Source organism: Streptomyces sp. NPDC090442 (assembly GCF_044769405.1).
Lineage (GTDB): Bacteria > Actinomycetota > Actinomycetes > Streptomycetales > Streptomycetaceae > Streptomyces.
On sequence record NZ_JBIVXW010000029.1, the window covers coordinates 59,628 to 77,724 of the forward strand.

Consider the following 18,097-nt stretch of genomic DNA (forward strand, 5'->3'; position numbering starts at 1 on the left):
CCGTTCAGTTCGGGTTGAGGCCGTGGGTGCGCAGCCACGGGAGCGGGTCGACGGCCGCGCCGCCGGCCGGCCGGACCTCGAAGTGCAGGTGCGGTCCGGTGGAGTTCCCGGAGCTGCCGGAGTAGGCGATGGTGTCGCCGGCCTTGACCGTCCCGGAGCGGACCTTGGTGCTGCTGAGGTGGCAGTACCAGGTCTCGGTGCCGTCCGGCGCGGTCAGGATCGCCATGTTGCCGTAGGCGGAGTTCCACTGGGTGTGCATGGTGCCGTCGGTGGCCGCCATGACGGGGGTGCCGTAGCCGACCGGGAAGTCGATGCCGGTGTGCACCGACATCCAGTTGACCCCGGCCTGGCCGAAGAGCGCGCTCAGCCCGCGCTGGGTGACCGGCAGCACGAACTTGGGGCGCTCCGCCTCCTTGCGGGCCGCCTCCGCCTCCTTGCGCTTGCGCTCCTGCGCCTGCCGCTCCTTGAGGTCCAGCCGCTCCTGGGTGCGGCTGGCCCGCTCGCGGAAGTCCTGGGCGCTGGCGCTGAGTCCGGCGAGCTGGTTGTCCAGCTTCTTGTTGGCCGCGGTGGCCCGCGTCGTGGTGCCGGCGTCCGGCGCGGACCGGGTGGTCGCCTCGTCCTTGGACTCCCCGCCGAACTGGCTGACCGAGGCCGCGGCCGCCGCGCAGACACCCATCGCGGCCACCGAGGGCACCGCGACGGTCAGCAGCGCCGACCGCTTGGCCTGGCGGCGGCGGCCGCGGCCACGGGTCGCCCGACCCTCCGCGGGAGCGCTGCCGCGCCGACCGGTGGCGGGTGCTTCCGGGGACTCCGGTGAATCAGAGGACTCCGCGGCGTCCGGGACGGCGGTGACGGGCATCGCCTGCGTCATTGCCTCGGCGATCGACGCCTCGTCCGGCGCGGGGGCGGTGACGTCGATGTCACCTGCGTCGGCGAACTCCGCGAGCGGCTGGTCCCATACGACGGTGTCGTCGGCGGGCGGGCCGGCCTGGGCCGGGATGCCGGGGGCCTGGTCGTGCGGGTGGGCGTCCAGGTCGGCGTAGTCCGCGGTCGACCAGACCGCGGTGGCCTCGTAGCCGATCGGTTCCTGGACGGCGGTGGCGGCGGCCGCGAACGAGGCGGTGTCGTAGGCCGCGTTGTGGTGGGCGGTGGAGCCGTAGGTGGTGCCGCCGTAGGCGCCGGTGTCGTAGCCGGATTCGGGGTAACTGCCGGTGGGGTAGCCGTCGGTGAGGACGTCGCCGGTGCCGTACGGGGTGGTGCCGTACGCCGTGCCGTCGAAGCCGTTGGTCGGGTAGCCGCCGGTGTCGTAGGAGCCGCCGTGGGCCGTCGCGTCGTGGCCGCCGGGGTACCCGTAGGCGGCGCTGTCGTACCCGGTGGCGTACGCGTCGGTGCCGTAGCCGGTGGCGTCGTAGCCGGCGTGCGGGTACGGGTCGTAGCCGGTGCTGCCGTAGGCGCCGGTGTCGTAGCCGGTTCCGGGGTAACTGCCGGTCGGGTAGGCGCCGGTGAGGTGCCCGGCCGGGTCGTAGGCGCCCGTGTCGTAGGTGCCGGGGTGCGAGCCGAAGAGGGGGTCACCGTCGCCGTATGCCAACTGTGCACCGGAGGCGTCGGAAGCGGGGGCGTGAGGAAGCTGAGCCCCTGACGGGTGACGGTCGTCCACCAACTTCTCTTTCGCCTCGGCTGCAGGAGAATTAGCGGCGACTGTACCCGGCGGTACGCGACGGCCACAATCTTCCCGAAGTTTCGGGCTCGGCGGGACAGGGCATTTGGGCGCCTTCCGACGGCGCACATGCGCGTTCTTGGCGACCCGTTCGACGCTCGTTCGACGCGGCGGCCGGGAAATGACGGGGGCGGGGCGGCCGGGCGTCGACGAGGTGACCGATCACGCCGTTGATCACGTCGTCGATCACGCCACCGGCGTTGCCCGCGACGGCTATTGGACCGGCTGACCGCGCCCGTCATCGAGCCGGGCCATCGGGATCGCGTCGATCAGGCCACCGATATCGCGTCCGAGTCCGGCCGGGCGGCCGCCGAGGCGGCCAGCGCCTCCCTGATCCCGGCCGCCACCGTCGCGTTGACCGGCAGCGCGAGGTGCCCGACGTCGTCGACGTGGACGTTCTCGGCCCGCAGGTCCGGGTGGACGATCCGGGCCGTGGTGGCCGGCACCATCACCTGGTCCGCCTCACTCCAGAACGCCACGCACCGCGTCCGGCAGCGCGGCGCCGGAAGCGCCAACTCCGCTATCACGTCGGAGTCCGGGCGCATCTGCCGGACGATCGGATGCGCCGACATCAGGGGTGCGACCCGGGTGCCGGCGTGCGGGGTGCCGAGCGTGATCAGCGTGCGGACGCGGGCGTCGCCGCCGCGCCGCTGCACGTAATAGCGGGCGATCAGGCCGCCGAGGCTGTGGCCGACGATGTCCACTCGGCGGTGGCCGGTCCGGGCGCAGAACTCCTCGACATGGCGGCCCAACAACTCGGCGGCGCGGCGCAGATCGCAGGTCAGCGGGGAGTAGTTGAGCGCCTCGACGTGGCGCCAGCCGTGGCGGTGCAGGGAGCGGCGCAGCAGGACGAAGACCGAGCGGTTGTCGACGAAGCCGTGGAGCAGCAGGACCGGCGGGTGGGCGCGGCCCTCGGTCGGCAGCCGGGCCGCGGAACCGGTCGCCGACGGTACGGGCAGGGGGCGTTCTTGGGTGATACCGGTCGGATAGAGGATCAAGTGGGCGGCGAGCACCGCCGCGTCCACCAGCGTGGCGCGGAGCGAAGCGGTGGTGGAGAGAACAGTCAGGGCCCCCATGGCCGACCTCCCGAACGGCACGCGGCAGGCGGCGATGACCCCCGAATGCCCTTGTGGGAAGCCGCGCGCGGCGATGGCGAGGCGGTGGGGCCGGGCGTACCGGCCCGACTGCGGCTCCCCGGGCGCCCGACCCGCGCGTGCGTCGCCGGCCGTCCCTGGCGGCGGTGCGACACGCGGAACGCGACGCGTAACGGATGTGTCCCGTGTGTGATTTCCCCCTCGCCGGATGTCACGAAACGGCTGGGTACGGGATGCTGTAGATAACGTTCGTTCACGCTCGTGGCCGCCGGATCGCGGTGGCGCGACCGAATGTCGGCTCGGCGGCACCGCCCTGGCGGTGCCGCGCATGTCTTGGAGGCAGTGATGAGTGTGGCGCGGCAGGACGGGGCGCAGGCGGAGGGCCAGGGCGCGGCGGGCCGGTCGGGGCCGATCCGGGTCGTCGTCGCCAAGCCGGGGCTGGACGGGCACGACCGGGGGGCCAAGGTCATCGCCCGGGCGCTGCGGGACGCCGGTATGGAGGTGATCTACACCGGGCTGCACCAGACGCCGGAGCAGATCGTGGACACCGCCATCCAGGAGGACGCCGATGCGATCGGACTGTCCATCCTCTCCGGTGCGCACAACACCCTCTTCGCGAAGGTGTTGGCCCTGCTGGCGGAGCGGGACGCGGCGGACATCAAGGTCTTCGGCGGCGGCATCATCCCGGAGGCGGACATCGCCCCGCTGAAGGAGCAGGGCGTCGCGGAGATCTTCACGCCGGGCGCGACCACCGCCTCGATCGTGGAGTGGGTCACGGCGAACGTCCGCCCGTTGGCGGTGTGAGCCGGCCGGGACGGGTGGCGCGTACGTGGTGGACGGCCCGTACGCGCCGGATGGTCCGCATGTGTCGCATGGCCCGGGCGACGTGGACGGACTTGGGGGTCCGGACGGCACGGAGGGCGCGAGTGGCCCGGGCGGCCCGGGTGGTGTGAACGTGTCGGGCGGTTTGTGTGCGTCGGGCGCCTCGTACGCATCACGGGGTCCGTGCGCATCGGGTGGTCCGTAGGTCGTGGACGGGCCCGATCGTGGGCGCGGGAACGGGCGTTGGCGGAACGGGACCGGTGCGTTCCGGGGGCGGGGAGGGGGCAGGGCGGACGCGGGGGTCATGACGGCCCTCCGGAGAGTTCGGCGTGCATGGTGGCGCGCAGCCGGAGGGTGCCCACCAACCGCTGGAACGCCTCGGCCCAGTAGCCGCCGGAGCCCGGGGAGGCGCCCTCCGGCTCGTCCGTGAGCGCCGTGAGCACCTCCAGCCGGTCGGCCGCCGCCGGGTCCAGGCAGCGCTCGGCCAGGCCCATCACCCCGCTGAAGCTCCATGGGTAACTGCCCGCGTCCCGGGCGATGTCCAGCGCGTCGACCACCGCCCGACCCAGCGGCTCGCTCCATGGCACCGCGCAGACGCCCAGCATCCGGAAGGCGTCCGCGAGTCCGTGCCCGGCGATGAACTCGGCTACCCACCGGGCCCGTTCGTCCTCAGGGAGCACCGTCAGTAGCTTCGTCAGGTCCCGGGAGGAGCCGGCCGGCGCCAGCTCGGCGGCGGCCTGTCCGGGGTCGCCGGGCGCGCCCAGCAGCGCCCGCGCCCAGCCGGCGTGCCGCTGGCGGACCGCGGCGCGGCACCAGGCGTCGTGCAGCTCCGTCCGCCAGTCGCCGGCGACCGGGAGCGCGACGATCTCCGCCGGGGTGCGGTCGCCGAGGTGGGTGGTCCAGCGGTCCAACGGGGTCGCCTCCACCAACTGCCCGAGCCACCAGGCGCGTTCCCCTCTGCCGGACGGCGGCTGGCGGGTGACGCCGTCCCGCTCCATCCCGGCGTCGCAGCTCCGCGGCGGATCGACGGTCAGGACCTCGGCGCTGCTCGGGGCCTCGGGAGCCGGGCGGGACCGTCGTACGCAGGTCAGGCCGCGCTCGGCCATCCGGGCCGCGAGCGCGGAACCGGGCAGCGCGGAGAGCAGCTCCGCGGCGATCGCGCGGACAGTGCGGCTGCGGTCGGACAACGCCTGTTCCAGGAACGGCTCGTCGGTCGGGGTGAGGGCCTCGCCCAGGGAGTCGAGGAACATCAGGCGGTCCTCGGCGCGCTCGGTCGCCCAGGTGGTGGCGAGCAGCTGACGGCCGGCCTCCGGGTCGCGGCGGCGCACCGCGGTCAGCAGTGCCACCCGCTCCGCGAACAACCCCTCCTCCCACAGCCGTTGGACCGCCTCCGGGGTGTCCGTCCCCGGCAGGGACAGTGCGCCGCCGATGCCGCGGAGCGCGAACCGCCAGGCGTCGTTGAGGCGCGCCAGCCACAGGCCGCGGGGGCCCGCCAGGGCGAGCGCGGCGGGCCGCAGGTCCATACGGGCCCGGGCGGCGTCCAACAGGGCGGGCAACAGCGCCTCCGGGGCGCGGTAGCCGTGCTCGCCCGCGGCGGCCAACCACTGGGGCAGCAGCTCGGTGAGGTCGGGGGTCGTGCCGCGCCGGCCTCCGGAGCCGGGGCCCCGGTCGGCGAGCAGGAACGCCAACCGGCGGCGCGCGGCCGGCGGCAGTGGCGGGCGCGGGTCGACGGGCGCCGGGGCGAGTCGTTCGCCGGCCGGAGCGGGGCGCAGTGCGGCGCGCCGCCGCACGGTGCTCAGCGCCGCCGCGTCCAACAGCGCGGCCGCGGCGCTCTGTCCGGCCCGTACGACCACCGGCGGGGTGCGCCGCTCGGTCCCCAGCAGCGCGGCACTGACCAGGTCGGGCCACGGGGCGGGGAGGGGAGCGGGGGGGTGGAGGTGGGGGCGCGTTGGGGGAGAGGGGCGTGGTGGGCATGTGGTGCCTCCCGAGGGGGAGTTGGGTTGCCTGAGAGCCGGGAAAGGGGAAGCGGGGGTGCGAAGTGGGGAGTTGGGACAGGGAGTCGCCGGGCGGGTCGGTCAGACCGGCAGCGGTACCGGGGTCGGGTCCCACGCCGTCAGGGGCAGGAAGCCGCGGTGGCCGCATTCGCCGAAGACCGTGAGCGGCGCTCCGCCCGATATGGACACCAGTGACCACAGGGCCGGGTGGCCCAGACCGCGTGGGTCCAGTGGTAGGGCGGACTCGCCGTCGGCATCGGCCAGTTGCCAGCCGTCGCCGTCCCCGGCCGGTAGCGGGACGACGTCGGCGAGCACCACCGGCCAGGCGGCCAGCCAGGGGTCGGCGCGCAGTGCGTGCCCGTACGCGGCGAGGGCGGCGTCGACGCCGCAGCCGGACGGGGCCGGGCCCGGGACCGCGGGGGCGTGCCGCTCGCCGAGGGCGGCGCGCAGCGGGCGGGCGCCCGGGTAGTAGGCCAGATCGGCGTCGAGCAGCAGGCCGGGCGGCAGGGTCACGTCCAGGGGGCGGTGCGGGCCGCCGAAGGAGAGGTGCAGCGCCATCCGGCCGGTCCGCTCGCCGCGGAGGAAGATGCGTCGACTGGTCAACGGACCTTCGCGGGCGTCCTGTTGGGCCAGGACGAGCCAGCGGTCCCGGACCGTCACCGCATCCGGGGCGGCGAGTACGTCCGCGGCGTCCGTGGTCAGCCCGACGCGGGACCGGACCGTCGCCGCGAGCGGGGCCGGCAGCCGCCCCATGCCCAGGAAGCCCTGGTCGAGGAGGTGCAGCAGGGCGCACTCCTCCAGGAGGCGGGACGGCCAGTCCGGTCCCGATGCCGGGAGGGCGCCCAACTCCCGGACGCGGGCCGCGAGCCCGGGAGCCTGGGCGTCGACCATCCGGGCGGCGGTCTCGTCCCAGGAGTCGCGTCCGCTGACCGTGCCGTCCTCGTGTGCGGCGCTCCCGCCGCCGCGACCGGCCGTCGTGAGGCCGGAGTGCAGCAGATCCTCCAGCCGTCGCTCCAACTCGGTGGCCCCGGCGGCGATTCGCTGCCGGCGGCGCTCCGCCCGCTGCCGGGCCGCCTCCGGATCCGCGGGCGTACGGCACGGGGCGCCGGCCTCCGTGGTGCCCGCGGCCGCGCCCACGCCCGCATGCGTCCTCGTGCTCGTGCTCGTCTGCGACCATCGGCCTGGCGTCGCGAGCCGTTCGGCCGCCGTGCGCGAAGCCTCGTCAGGCGTCAGTGGCGCGAGCACCTGTTCCGTCGTCCAGCGTTCCCCGTGCGCACTCATCTCCGACCCCCAGTGGATGTTTCGTCGATCGCCGTCGACCTTCTGCGACCTCCTGCGGATGTGCTGTCCTCGACGCTACGACCGACCACTGACAACGCCCGCCGGACACCCTGAACTCCGCAGGTCAGAAAGGGTTTTGGGGTCGTTGTCAGTGGTCGGGTGCAGGCTTGGAACCGCAAGCGGTCGGCGGGGTCGGTGCGGGTGCCGATCGCGCATCGTGCGACGAGGGGGAGAGATGACCGAGAACGAGATCACGACGGCAGGCGATGCGGCGCGCGAGGCGCGTGAGGCGGTGGGTGCGGGTCGGGGTGAGGCGGGGGAAGCGGTGTGGCCGGCGTCCGTGGGGGAAGTGCTGCGGCCGCACGCCAAAGTCGCCTTCGCCGAGGAGTTGTCGGCGCTCGCGGCGGTCGACGACCGGCCCCGGCCGGAGCGTTGGCGGCTCTCGCCGTGGGCGGTCGCGACGTATCTGCTCGGCGGCACGCTCGCCGACGGCAGGGTCATCACCCCCAAGTATGTCGGCCCGCGACGGATCATCGAGGTCGCGGTCGCCACCCTCGCCACCGACCGCGCCCTGCTGCTCCTCGGCGTGCCCGGCACGGCAAAGACCTGGGTGTCGGAGCATCTGGCGGCGGCGGTCAGCGGCGACTCCACCTTGCTGGTGCAGGGCACCGCCGGCACCCCCGAGGAGGCCGTCCGCTACGGCTGGAACTACGCCCACCTGCTCGCCCACGGGCCCAGCCGGGACGCCCTGGTGCCCAGCCCCGTCATGCGGGCGATGACGCAGGGGATGACCGCGCGCGTCGAGGAGCTGACCCGGATCCCCGCCGACGTCCAGGACACCCTCATCACCATCCTGTCGGAGAAGACCCTGCCGATACCGGAGTTGGGACAGGAGGTGCAGGCCGTCCACGGCTTCAACCTGATCGCCACTGCCAACGACCGCGACCGCGGGGTCAACGACCTCTCCAGCGCGCTGCGCCGCCGCTTCAACACCGTCGTCCTGCCGCTGCCCGCCACCGCGGACGACGAGGTGGACATCGTCGCGCGACGGGTCGAGCAGATCGGCCGCTCGCTCCGCCTCCCGCCCGCACCCGAGGGGATGGACGAGATCCGGCGGGTGGTGACGGTCTTCCGCGAGCTGCGCGAAGGCGTCTCGGCCGACGGCCGCACCAAGATCAAGTCCCCGTCCGGGACGCTCTCCACGGCCGAGGCCATCTCGGTCGTCACCAACGGACTGGCGCTGGCCGCCCACTTCGGGGACGGCGTGCTGCGCCCCGGGGACATGGCGGCCGGCCTCCTCGGCGCGGTGGTCCGCGATCCGGCCGCGGACCGCGTCGTCTGGCAGGAGTACCTGGAGACCGTGGTGCGCGAGCGCGACGGCTGGAAGGACTTCTACCGCGCCTGCCGGGAGGTGAGCGCATGACCAGCGGGAGCGGGACGGGGCGTGGGCGGGCATCCGGGGGCGGGGACGAACCGGTGGTGCTCGGGGTGCGGCACCACGGGCCCGGTTCGGCGCGGGCGGTGCGCGCCGCGCTGGAACAGTGCGCGCCCCGCGCGGTGTTGATCGAGGGGCCTCCGGAGGCGGACGACCTGGTGCCGTTCGCCGCCCGAGCGGAGATGCGGCCGCCGGTCGCGCTGCTCGCGCACGCCGTGGACGACCCGGGGCGGGCGGCGTTCTGGCCGCTGGCCGCCTTCTCCCCGGAGTGGGTGGCGTTGCAGTGGGCCCTGGAGCGTGAGGTTCCGGTGCGCTTCGTCGATCTTCCGGCGGTGCATGCCCTGGCCCTGGCGGACGAGGAAGAGGGAGGCGAGGAGGGGGAGGCGGGTTCCCCGGGCGGCTCGGGTGGCGCGACGGCCGAGGGGTTGCGGTTGGACCCCCTCCGGGTGCTCGCCGAGGTCGCCGGGCACGACGATCCCGAGCGCTGGTGGGAGGACGTGGTCGAGCACCGCGGGGCGGACGGGCCGGGGGCGGACGCGTTGGCTCCGTTCGCCGCGCTCGCCGAGGCCATGGCGGAGCTGCGCGCCGCCTACGGCGATGGCGGGCACCGTCGCGATCTGGTGCGGGAGGCCCAGATGCGGCTCCGACTGCGGGCCGCCCGGCGGGAGTTCGGCGACCCCGTAGCCGTGGTGTGCGGGGCCTGGCACGTGCCCGCACTGGCCCCGCGGCCGCGCTCGGGCGATCGACGGACACGCCCCACGGTGGCCGCCGACCGGCAGCTCCTCAAGGGCCTGCCGAAGGTGAGGACGGCGGTGACCTGGGTCCCCTGGACCCACCGCCGGCTGGCCCGACGCAGCGGCTACGGCGCCGGGATCGCCTCCCCCGGTTGGTACGGGCATCTCTTCGACGCCCCCGACCACCCCGTGGAGCGCTGGCTGACCAGGGTCGCCCGGCTGCTGCGCGAGGAGGACCACGCCGTCTCGTCGGCCCACGTCATCGAGGCGGTGCGGCTCGCCGAAGGGCTCGCGGCGATGCGCGGCCGCCCGCTGGCCGGGCTCGCCGAACTGGACGACGCGGTCCGGGCCGTGATGGGCAACGGTTCCGACGCACCCTCCGCGCTGATCCATGACCGGCTGGTGGTCGGCGACGTACTGGGCCAGGTGCCCGAGGACGCCCCGGCGGTGCCGCTCCAGCGGGACCTCGACCGCTGCCGGCGCATCCTGCGGCTCAAACCCGAGCCGGCGGAACGGGAGTTGGACCTCGACCTCCGCAAGGAGACCGACGCCGGCCGCAGCAGGCTGCTGCACCGCCTGCGGCTGCTCGGCGTCCCCTGGGGCGAGCCCACCCGCTCCCGGGGTAGCACCGGCACCTTCCGGGAGACCTGGCGGCTGCGCTGGGAGCCGGAGTTGTCGGTGCGGGTCGCGGAGGCCGGCGTATGGGGCACCACGGTGCTCGCCGCCGCCACCGCCAAGGCCGCCGCGGACGCCCCGCAGGCCGCCGCCCTCGCCGAGGTCACCGCGCTCGCCGAGCGCTGCCTGCTCGCCGAACTACCCGATGCGCTCGCGGTGGTGATGCGGGCGCTGGCCGACCGCGCGGCCCTCGACGCGGACGTCGGCCATCTCGCCCAGGCCCTGCCCGCCCTGGTCCGGTCGGTGCGCTACGGGGACGTCCGGGGCACCGACGCGGCAGCGCTCCGCGGGGTGGCACTGGGGCTGGCCGAGCGGATCTTCGTCGGCCTGCCACCGGCCTGCTCGGGCCTGGACGTGGACGGCGCGGACGAGATGCGCGGCCACCTGGACGCCACCCACCGGGCCGTCGGCCTCCTCGGACAGCGGGAGGAGCCGCCGGAGACGGCGGGCATGGCGGAGACGGCAGACCCGGCGGATACGGGGGAGACCACGCCGGTAGGGGGAGTCGCGGGGAGGGGGCGAGCGGGAGCGCCCTCGACCCCGTCGTCCGGTGTGGCCCAGGAGACGGCGCCCCTACGGGAGCGCTGGGCCGCCGTGCTCCGGTTGCTCGCCGAGCGGGACGGCATCCCCGGGCTGCTCCGCGGGCGGGCCACCCGGCTCCTGTTGGACGACGGACGGTTGGCCGCCGACGGTGCGGATCGGCTGATGGCGCTCTCCCTCTCGCCCGGCGCCCCGCCCGCCGATGCCGCGGGATGGATCGAGGGCTTCGTCGGCGGCCCGGACGGGGGCCTGCTGCTGGTGCACGACGTACGGCTGTTGGCGCTGGTCGACGGCTGGCTGACGGGCGTGCCGGACAGCGCGTTCCGCCATGTACTGCCGCTGTTGCGGCGCACGTTCGCGGAGTACGACACCGGGGTCCGGCGCAGCCTCGGCGAGCTGGTCCGGCGTGGTCCGTCCGACGGCCCCCGCCACCCGGCGGCCGGCCCGGAAGACGCGGCGGCGCCCGGCTTCGGCCCCGGCCTGGACCGCGACCGCGCCGCCGCCGTCCTCCCGACCCTCCGACTCCTGCTGTCCCTACCCCAACGCGGGGCGGCAGACGAGGACATGGCGGAGAGCGGGGCCGCAGCGGCAGCCGCAGTCACGGCTGAGGGGCGTGGCGGCACGGACACCGACGACTGCGGAGACACCGGCGGATGCACGAGCGCACGGTGACCACACATCCCAACAGCCTGACGGGGGCGGAAAGATGACCATCGAGACGAACCGGGAGCCGGACCGACAGCCGGACCGGAAGGCGGGTCAGGAGGCCGAGCGGCTGCGTCGCTGGCGGCTGGTGTTGGGCGGCGCCGGCGCGGACGGCACCGGTTGCGTGCCGCGCGGCGCGGACGCCGCGAGGGACGGGGCGTTGGAGGCGCTCTACGGGCAGCGTCCGCAACCGCGGTCGGGCCGCGGGGCGCGCGACGGCGGCGGTACGCGGGCGGCCGGCCTCGGTGCGTCGGCGCCCCAAGTGGCCCGCTGGCTGGGCGACATCCGGCGGTACTTCCCGTCCGCCGTGGTGCAGATGATGCAGCGGGACGCCATCGACCGCCTGGGGCTGGCCACCCTGCTGTTGGAGCCGGAGATGCTGGAGGCCGTCGAGGCCGACGTCCACCTGGTCGGCACCCTGCTCTCGCTGAACAAGGTGATGCCCGAGGCCACCAAGGAGACGGCACGAGCTGTCGTCCGCAAGGTCGTTGGGCAACTGGAGGAGCGACTGGCCGCCCGCACCAGGGCCACGCTCGGCGGGGCCCTGGACCGCGCCGCGCGGACCGCCCGCCCCCGGCACCGCGCCATCGACTGGGACCGCACCATCCGGGCCAACCTCCAGCACTACCTCCCGGAACACCGCACCGTCGTCCCCGAGCGGCTGATCGGATACGGGCGCGCCGCCCGGTCGGTGCGGAAGGAGGTGGTGCTCTGCGTCGACCAGTCCGGTTCGATGGCGGCGTCGGTGGTGTTCGCGTCGGTGTTCGGGGCGGTGCTGGCCTCGATGCGGGCGGTCGACACCCGGCTCGTCGTCTTCGACACCGCCGTGGTGGACCTGACGGACCATCTGGACGACCCGGTCGAGGTGCTGTTCGGGACCCAACTCGGCGGCGGTACGGACATCAACCGGGCGCTGGCGTACTGCCAGTCGCGGATCCGACGCCCCGCCGACACCGTCGTCGTCCTCATCAGCGACCTCTACGAGGGCGGCATCCGCGACGAGATGCTCAGGCGGGTCGCCGCGATGAGGGCGTCCGGCGTGGAGTTCGTGACCCTGCTCGCGCTCTCCGACGAGGGCACGCCCGCCTACGACCGGGAGCACGCGGCGGCCCTGGCGGCCATGGGGGCACCGGCGTTCGCCTGTACGCCGGACCACTTCCCGGAGGTGATGGCGGCAGCGCTGGAGAAAAGGCCGTTGCCCATACCGGACATGGCGGAGCAACGGTGACAGGACGGCGACAGGAAGTCCGGGGGGACTTGCGTGGCACCTGGCGGGTCATGCAAGGATCAGGGCATCGCTCGATCACCCGTGACGGGTGCGACACCGAGGCATCGCGCGCGGCTGTCCCCGTCCACTTGGGAAGGTCCCCTCCTTGTCCGCTGTGTTCGCCTTGCCTGCCGCCGTGCGCCCGCCGCGCACCGTGGTCGTGCGGCGCGCACTGCTGGCGGGGCTCTTCCTGATCGGCTTCGTCCTCCTCGGCGTCGCCTTCGGCACCGGCGCGCACGCCGCCGACCGGACGCCCGCTGACCGCCATCCGGCCGCGCCGGCCCTGACCGGTGCCCAGGCCCCGGGCGGCGCCGACGCGCCGCTGCAGACCGGCCGACTGCCGCAGTCCGGGGCCGCGTTGGCGCGGCAGGGGGCCGCCGAGGGCACCGGGCTCACCGGGCGTGCGGACACCGCGGCGACGACGGTCGTGGGCGCGGTGCGCCCCGCCGAGCGGGCCGCCGCACCCGTCACCGGCCGGATCGCCGGCCCGGTGGACGCCGGCGTCACCGGCGTGGTCAGAGAGATCGGCGGGATCGGCCGCGCGGTCGGCGAGACGCTGCCCGTCCAACTGCCCGTCGGCACCCAGCCGGGGCGACCCGGCGACGGCGGCACGCCCGCGCACGGCGGGGCGCCCGGTGGCACCCCGGCCGGTCCGGGCACCGCGGCCACCGGCGACGGCCCGGCCACGCCGCACCTGATCCGGACCGCGCACTGCGACGCCGCATCGCACCACCCGGCCGCCGCCCCGCCCCGCCCCGCCGTCGCTGTGCAGCGGGACGCCGGCCACCACGGCCCGCAGGGCCCGGTCGCCCCGCCCGCGCACAATGCGGGCGGCGGCCACGGCCCCCGTAGCGGAGACCAGCACGCCGCCGCTCCGGCGGACTCCCCGCGCTTCGGGCTGCTGCCCGGTGGCGTCCGTGCGGCCGACGGCGCTCCGACGCGCCACCGGGCCGACGAAATCCTCGAATTCCCCGGCTAGGGCAGACCGCTTCCGCGTCTGAAAAGACCTGCCGCGCGGGGGCGGCACAGGTCTGCCCGCTGAACTTCCACGAATTCGAAGGACATCGCCACCATGCGTTCCACCATCCGCCGTTCCGTCGCCGTCGCCGCCACCGCCACCGGCCTGTGGGCCCTGGGCTCCGTCGCCGCCAACGCCGCCGAACTGCCCGCCACCTTGGACCTGCCCGCCGTCGGCACGGTCACCGGTGCCGCCGAGCACCTGCCCACCGGCGCGGTCACCGGCACCGTTCAGAAGGCCGTCGGCACGGCCCAGAAGGCGGCCGGCACCGCCACCGAGGCCGCGGGCGGCGTGGCCGGCAAGGCGACCGGCGTCCTCGGCGGCGGCGTCTCTGCCAACGAACTGCCCACCGCCCAACTCCCCACCGGCCAGCTCCCTGTCGGGCAACTCCCGCAGGCCGGCGGCCTGGTGGACGACGTGCAGCGCCTCGTCGGCGGTGCCGGCCTGTCCGGCCCGCACACCGGTGACGTGCAGAAGGCCGTCGACACCAAGCAGGCCACCAAGGCCGTGAGGCAGGTCGCCAAGGTTGCCGACAAGGCCGACCTGGGCCGCGCCGGCGAGCTGGTCAACGGCGGGCTGCCCACCCTGCCGAAGCTGCCCGCCGTCCCGGGCGTCCCCGCTGCCAAGCTGCCGGGCGGTGTGCTTGGCGTGCCGGCGCTGCCCAAGGTCCCCGGTCTGCCCAAGGCCCCGGGGTCGGCCGACAACCTGCTGGCCGGTCTCGCCGGTGCGGGACTGCGTCCCGAGCAGCTCACCAAGCAGGCCCAGGGCGGCCTGGCCACCGTGCGGCCGGTCGTCGACCGCGCCACCGGCGACGCGCTGCCGCCGGTCGCCGGTCGGGCCGTCGGCAAGGTCCTGCCGGTCGCCCAGGGAACGGTCGGCAACGTCGGCGCGCTCGCCGGTGACGTCGCGGGCCAGGCCACGCCGTTCGTGACCCTCGTCGGCGGCCGCGTCCAGGTGTTCGTGCAGAACGCGCGGGGCGAGGCGCTGCCGTTCGCGCAGGGCGTCGCCGGGCAGGCCGCCGTGCTTGCTCAGGGCGTGGGCAGCGACGCGGTGCCGTTCGCGCAGGGCACCGTCTCCGTCGTGGTGAGGGACGGCAAGGCCACCGTGGCCGACGCCGTCGCCGGCGCCAAGGGCCTGACCCCGGCCGTGCCCGCCAACCTGGCCGACCTGACCAACGCCGCCAACGTCCCGGCGGCGCCCGCCCTTCCGGTGCGGGGTCTGTGAACCGTCCGGCTGACAGCGCGGTGCGCACCCGTTGGCCGGCCGCGGCGGCGGCCGGTCAACGGGGCGCCCGGGAAGCCGGATGAGGCGGACGGGGTGATGTGGGGATCGCCCCGACCCGCCCGCTGAAAACGCCGGGTGGTCCTCTGTGGGGGAGGGCCACCCGGCTTTGCGCGTGGGCGAGTTGGGGTGGTGGAGATGGGGGTGGGCGCGGGTCCCGGACGGGGAACGGAATCCCTAGGTGGGGAGGGGAACGGATTCCCTAGGGGACGCGTGGGCCCCCTGCGGAGCCACAACGCGGCTGGGCGGGGCGGGTATTCCCGATCCCCGACGGAGCCGGCGCGGCAGCCGTCGCCGGACGGTCGTTTGCCATCAGACGGACGGACGGACGGACAGACAGACGGACAGGCGGGCGGGCAGGCGGGCAGGCGGGCAGGCAGACGGGCAGCCGCCGTCGGGCCGGCACTCGCCGTCAGGCCAGGCGTGGGGCCGCTGGTCCGCACCCGGGAGTGCGTGGAGATCCGGCATCCGCCAGCAAGCAGGCAGGAGATCCGGCACCCGCCAGCAAGCAGGCACCGGCCACCAGCCCGGCACCGGTCACCAGCCCGGCATCGGCCACCGGCAGGCAGTCGACATCGGGCGGGCAGCCGCCGTCGCCCGGTTACCGCCACGGTCGGCACCTGCCATCGGCCGTCACCGGCCCACCGGCCACCGGATACCGCCCGCCGGTCACGCGTCCGTCGTTCAGCAGTCATCCGGCCTCAACCAGGCGGGCGGGACCGGGCGTTCGGTACCCGGAGGCGGTCCCAGGTGACGCGGCCGGGGACGCCGTCGGCGTCCTTGCCGTGGAAGCCCAGTTTGCGTTGCCAGGAGGCGTAGGACTTGCGGTGGGCCTCGTTCCAGTCCGGGGCCGGGCCGTGGCGGTAGTGGTCGCAGCCCTCGGCGATCAGTCGCTCGGCCATCGCCGCGATCACCGGGCCGCCGGACCCGGAGCGGAAGAACTCGCCGCCGGGGAAGGGCTCGTAGGGCGGGTGTTGGGGCATCGGCGGGACCGCCGACGGGCCACCCCCGCCACCAGCTCCGTCACCAACTCCGCTACCTGTCCCACCAGTCACACCTGCCCCATCGGCTCCGTCAGCCCCGGTCGGGGCCGCCGAACCCTTCGGAGCCGCCGGCCCTTCCGAAGGCTCCGCCCCTTTCGAAGGCGCCGGTCCCTCCGGGGCCTTCGCAAGGCGGGACCTGATGCGTGCGCGGAGGGCGTCCATGGTGAAGCCGTGGGGGTCGATCTTGCCCGGTTGCCATTCCAGGTGGCCGATCACCGAGCGCTCGCCCCAGCCGTGTGCCCGGCAGAGGGCGGCCGCGGCCTTCTCGACGGCCAGTAACTGGGCCTCGGGCCACGGGTCCTGGCCGTCGCCGAGGTTGATGCACTCGAAGCCGTAGAAGTGCCGGTTGCCGTCGGTGTCGGCGAGGTGGTCCTTGGGGAGTTCCTCCTCTTCGATGACGGCCTGGAGGACGAAGCGGTCACCGAGGCCGGCGTGGTTGGCGCGGCCGTTGCCGACGAGGTGGACCTCGCCGGCCTTGTCGATCACGCCGTGGCAGAGCGGCCCCGGCAGGTCGGGGCGGCCGTCGTAACAGAGGTTCACCGAGGCGTCGGTGCCCTCGGTGGCGGTGTGGTGGATCACCACCCCGTTCACCGGGCCCCAGGCGCCCTTGGTGTTCCGGTTGTGCCGGCGCCAGTCGCCGACCTCGTTCAGGACCAGGCCCTCCGCGCGCAGGGCGGCGAGCAGTTGGCTGCCGGTCAGCGGGGTGGCCATCAGTCCACCACCCCCGTCTCGTCGACCTGCGCCTCGGCCTCCGCGGTGGTCTGCGAGCGGGGGCGGGCGGGGCCGGAGCCGCCGTCCGGGCCGGTGGACAGCGTGCCCAGGCCGCGTCCGCCGCCCCCGCCGCCCGCACCGTCGTCCGTGCCGGGAGCGCCGCTGCCGCCGAAGCCGTCCCCGAGGTCTCCGGAGTCCCCGTAGCCCCCGGTGTCCGGGGACGCGGGTGCGTCCGTCGTGGCCGGTGCCGCGTCGCCGGTCGCCGGGATGGCGGCGGCCAACGGGCGGAACGCCAACCGCAGGTCGGGCACGGCCTGTTCGCCGTGCACCCAGGCCAGCGGCGCGTAGTGGACGGCGATGCCGGCGGGGTGCTGGAGCAGCGGGCGGCGCGCCGGGTCGGTGGGCCATTCGACGCCGCCGGTGGCGGTGCGGGCCGGGACCAGCCAGAAGTCGCCGGTGCGGTAGGTGCCGCCGGCCTCGAAGTACACCTCCAGGCCGTCCTCCAGCGGCAGCCAGCCGCCCTCCTCGACCGGCAGCGCGCCGTGCCGGAGCCGGCCGGGCCGGTCGCCGCGGCGGACCGTGCGCTGACCGGACTCCCGAGGGCCGGACGTCCCGCGGCCGGGCTCCTGGTGGTCCCAACGGCGCAGGAACGGATGGAGCTCGGGCCGCCGGCCCACGCCCGGCGCCGGCTCGTCGGAGAGCCGCACCCGACGGCCGGGCAGGTCGACCTCCTCCACCCGCAGCAGCGGCGCCGCCTCGCCCCGGCTGCTGTAGGCGGTGTCGACGAACTCGACCCGGTCGCCCACGTGGAGGGAGAGCTTGTCGTCGCCGCCCAGGGAGGCCAACTCCACCCAGGTGCCATCGAGTTCGTCGACCGGGAAGGTGGGGGAGCCGTTCTCGCGGGACCACTTGAAGGTGGCGTCCTCGGCGGCGCCGCCCTCGTGGACCTCGATGCGGTAGAGCTGGTTCTCCGGGCCGCGGTAGCGGGCTTCCGGGGCGACCAGGCAGGGGTCGTCGTCGCCGTGGTCGGGGCGTTCGCTGCGGGCCGCCAGCCGGCAGGCCGGGGTGGCGGCCTTGCGCGCCCAGCGGTCGAAGGCGGTGCGGATGTCGTCGGCCGGCGGGTTGTCGCCGTCCAGCTCCAACTCGGCCGCGGGCAGCGGCAGTACCTGCCACACCACCTTGGTGCGGGCCGCGGTGTCCGGCAGCGCGGCGCCCAACGCCACCTCGCGCAGCGCCGGGTCCTCGGCGGCGGTGACCAGCCGCTCCCACACCTTGAGGTAGACCAGGTAGGGGAACTGGGAGGGCAGCCGGTCGCCGGGGCGTTCGGGGTCGCGGAAGCCGTCGGGCTGGTTCCAGTACGTCCAGGTCTCGTCGGCGGCGGGGTCGGCCGGGGCGTCCGTCGGGGCGGGCTCGCCCTCCTGGTGGGCGGCGGTCGGCACCGGGGTGCCGGGCCGGGGGCGGGTGGCGTCGCAGAGGATGCCGTCCACGTAGTAGCGGCCGCCGCCGATGACCAGGTCGTCCAACTCGTGCGGGCCGCCCCGGAGATCGACCTTGAAGCCGGTGGCGCCGCGCGGGCCGCCGTGCGGGCCGATCAGGTCGGCGGCCAGGGTGCGCGCCTGGAAGAGCTGGATCGCGGTCTGCTCGTTGGCGTCGGCGTCCAACTGGACCCGGCCCTGCTGCGCCACCACCGCGGAGTAGTGGCGCTCCGGCCGGTGGGTGATGCGGGAGAGGTCAGCGTGCATGGAAGGGGTCCCCCTCGGACGGAAGCTCGGACGGTCGG

13 protein-coding genes are annotated in these 18,097 nt (G+C 75.3%); 7 read left to right on the plus strand and 6 right to left on the minus strand.

Going from position 1 to position 18,097, the window contains the following annotated elements; genetic code table 11:
• Positions 1–4 precede the first annotated feature (4 nt).
• A complete protein-coding gene (locus ACIQU6_RS21280) occupies positions 5–1,657 on the minus strand; it encodes a peptidoglycan DD-metalloendopeptidase family protein (RefSeq protein ID WP_403483210.1) in 1,653 nt (550 codons plus the stop codon).
• Between the two features lie 139 nt (positions 1,658–1,796).
• Between ACIQU6_RS21280 and ACIQU6_RS21285 the strand changes: the two genes are divergently transcribed.
• Positions 1,797–1,946: a hypothetical protein gene (locus ACIQU6_RS21285; protein WP_403483211.1), complete on the plus strand. Its 150-nt coding sequence runs from the start codon at positions 1,797–1,799 to the stop codon at positions 1,944–1,946.
• 40 nt (positions 1,947–1,986) lie between these two features.
• Here ACIQU6_RS21285 and ACIQU6_RS21290 read toward each other — a convergent pair whose 3' ends face one another.
• Positions 1,987–2,793 carry an esterase/lipase family protein gene (locus ACIQU6_RS21290; RefSeq protein ID WP_403483212.1) on the minus strand — a complete coding sequence of 269 codons (807 nt, stop codon included), beginning with the start codon at positions 2,791–2,793 and terminating at the stop codon, positions 1,987–1,989.
• Between the two features lie 363 nt (positions 2,794–3,156).
• Between ACIQU6_RS21290 and ACIQU6_RS21295 the strand changes: the two genes are divergently transcribed.
• On the plus strand, positions 3,157–3,615 hold the full coding sequence (locus tag ACIQU6_RS21295; RefSeq protein ID WP_274913831.1) for a cobalamin B12-binding domain-containing protein: 459 nt from the start codon (positions 3,157–3,159) through the stop codon (positions 3,613–3,615).
• Positions 3,616–3,935: 320 nt separating this feature from the next.
• On the opposite strand, the gene ACIQU6_RS21300 is transcribed toward ACIQU6_RS21295, so the two are convergent.
• Both ACIQU6_RS21300 and ACIQU6_RS21305 read right to left on the minus strand, forming a co-directional pair.
• Positions 3,936–5,486, minus strand: coding sequence for a DUF5691 domain-containing protein (locus ACIQU6_RS21300; protein ID WP_403483213.1), 1,551 nt, complete (start codon positions 5,484–5,486; stop codon positions 3,936–3,938).
• Between the two features lie 222 nt (positions 5,487–5,708).
• Positions 5,709–6,908 carry a hypothetical protein gene (locus tag ACIQU6_RS21305; protein WP_403483214.1) on the minus strand — a complete coding sequence of 400 codons (1,200 nt, stop codon included), beginning with the start codon at positions 6,906–6,908 and terminating at the stop codon, positions 5,709–5,711.
• A 235-nt stretch (positions 6,909–7,143) separates the two neighbouring features.
• On the opposite strand from ACIQU6_RS21305, the gene ACIQU6_RS21310 reads away from it, so the two are divergent.
• From ACIQU6_RS21310 to ACIQU6_RS21330, 5 genes are all read left to right on the plus strand, one after another.
• Positions 7,144–8,331, plus strand: coding sequence for an AAA family ATPase (locus tag ACIQU6_RS21310; protein WP_403483215.1), 1,188 nt, complete (start codon positions 7,144–7,146; stop codon positions 8,329–8,331).
• The gene (locus tag ACIQU6_RS21315) at positions 8,328–10,964 is read left to right on the plus strand and encodes a DUF5682 family protein (protein WP_403483216.1); all 2,637 of its coding nucleotides are present in this window, start codon (positions 8,328–8,330) and stop codon (positions 10,962–10,964) included. The genes ACIQU6_RS21310 and ACIQU6_RS21315 overlap by 4 nt, the downstream gene beginning before the upstream one ends.
• 34 nt (positions 10,965–10,998) lie before the next feature.
• A complete protein-coding gene (locus tag ACIQU6_RS21320; protein WP_403483217.1) occupies positions 10,999–12,225 on the plus strand; it encodes a VWA domain-containing protein in 1,227 nt (408 codons plus the stop codon).
• Between the two features lie 145 nt (positions 12,226–12,370).
• A complete protein-coding gene (locus tag ACIQU6_RS21325) occupies positions 12,371–13,243 on the plus strand; it encodes a hypothetical protein (RefSeq protein ID WP_403483218.1) in 873 nt (290 codons plus the stop codon).
• A gap of 93 nt (positions 13,244–13,336) precedes the next feature.
• A complete protein-coding gene (locus tag ACIQU6_RS21330) occupies positions 13,337–14,506 on the plus strand; it encodes a hypothetical protein (protein ID WP_403483219.1) in 1,170 nt (389 codons plus the stop codon).
• A gap of 758 nt (positions 14,507–15,264) precedes the next feature.
• On the opposite strand, the gene ACIQU6_RS21335 is transcribed toward ACIQU6_RS21330, so the two are convergent.
• Positions 15,265–16,317 (minus strand): peptidoglycan-binding protein, encoded by a 1,053-nt coding sequence (locus ACIQU6_RS21335; protein ID WP_403483220.1) that lies wholly within the window; start codon positions 16,315–16,317, stop codon positions 15,265–15,267.
• Positions 16,317–18,059, minus strand: a complete 1,743-nt coding sequence (locus ACIQU6_RS21340) for a DUF6519 domain-containing protein (protein WP_403483221.1) — start codon at positions 18,057–18,059, stop codon at positions 16,317–16,319. Before ACIQU6_RS21340 ends, ACIQU6_RS21335 begins: the two co-directional genes overlap by 1 nt.
• Between the last annotated feature and the right edge of the window lie 38 nt (positions 18,060–18,097).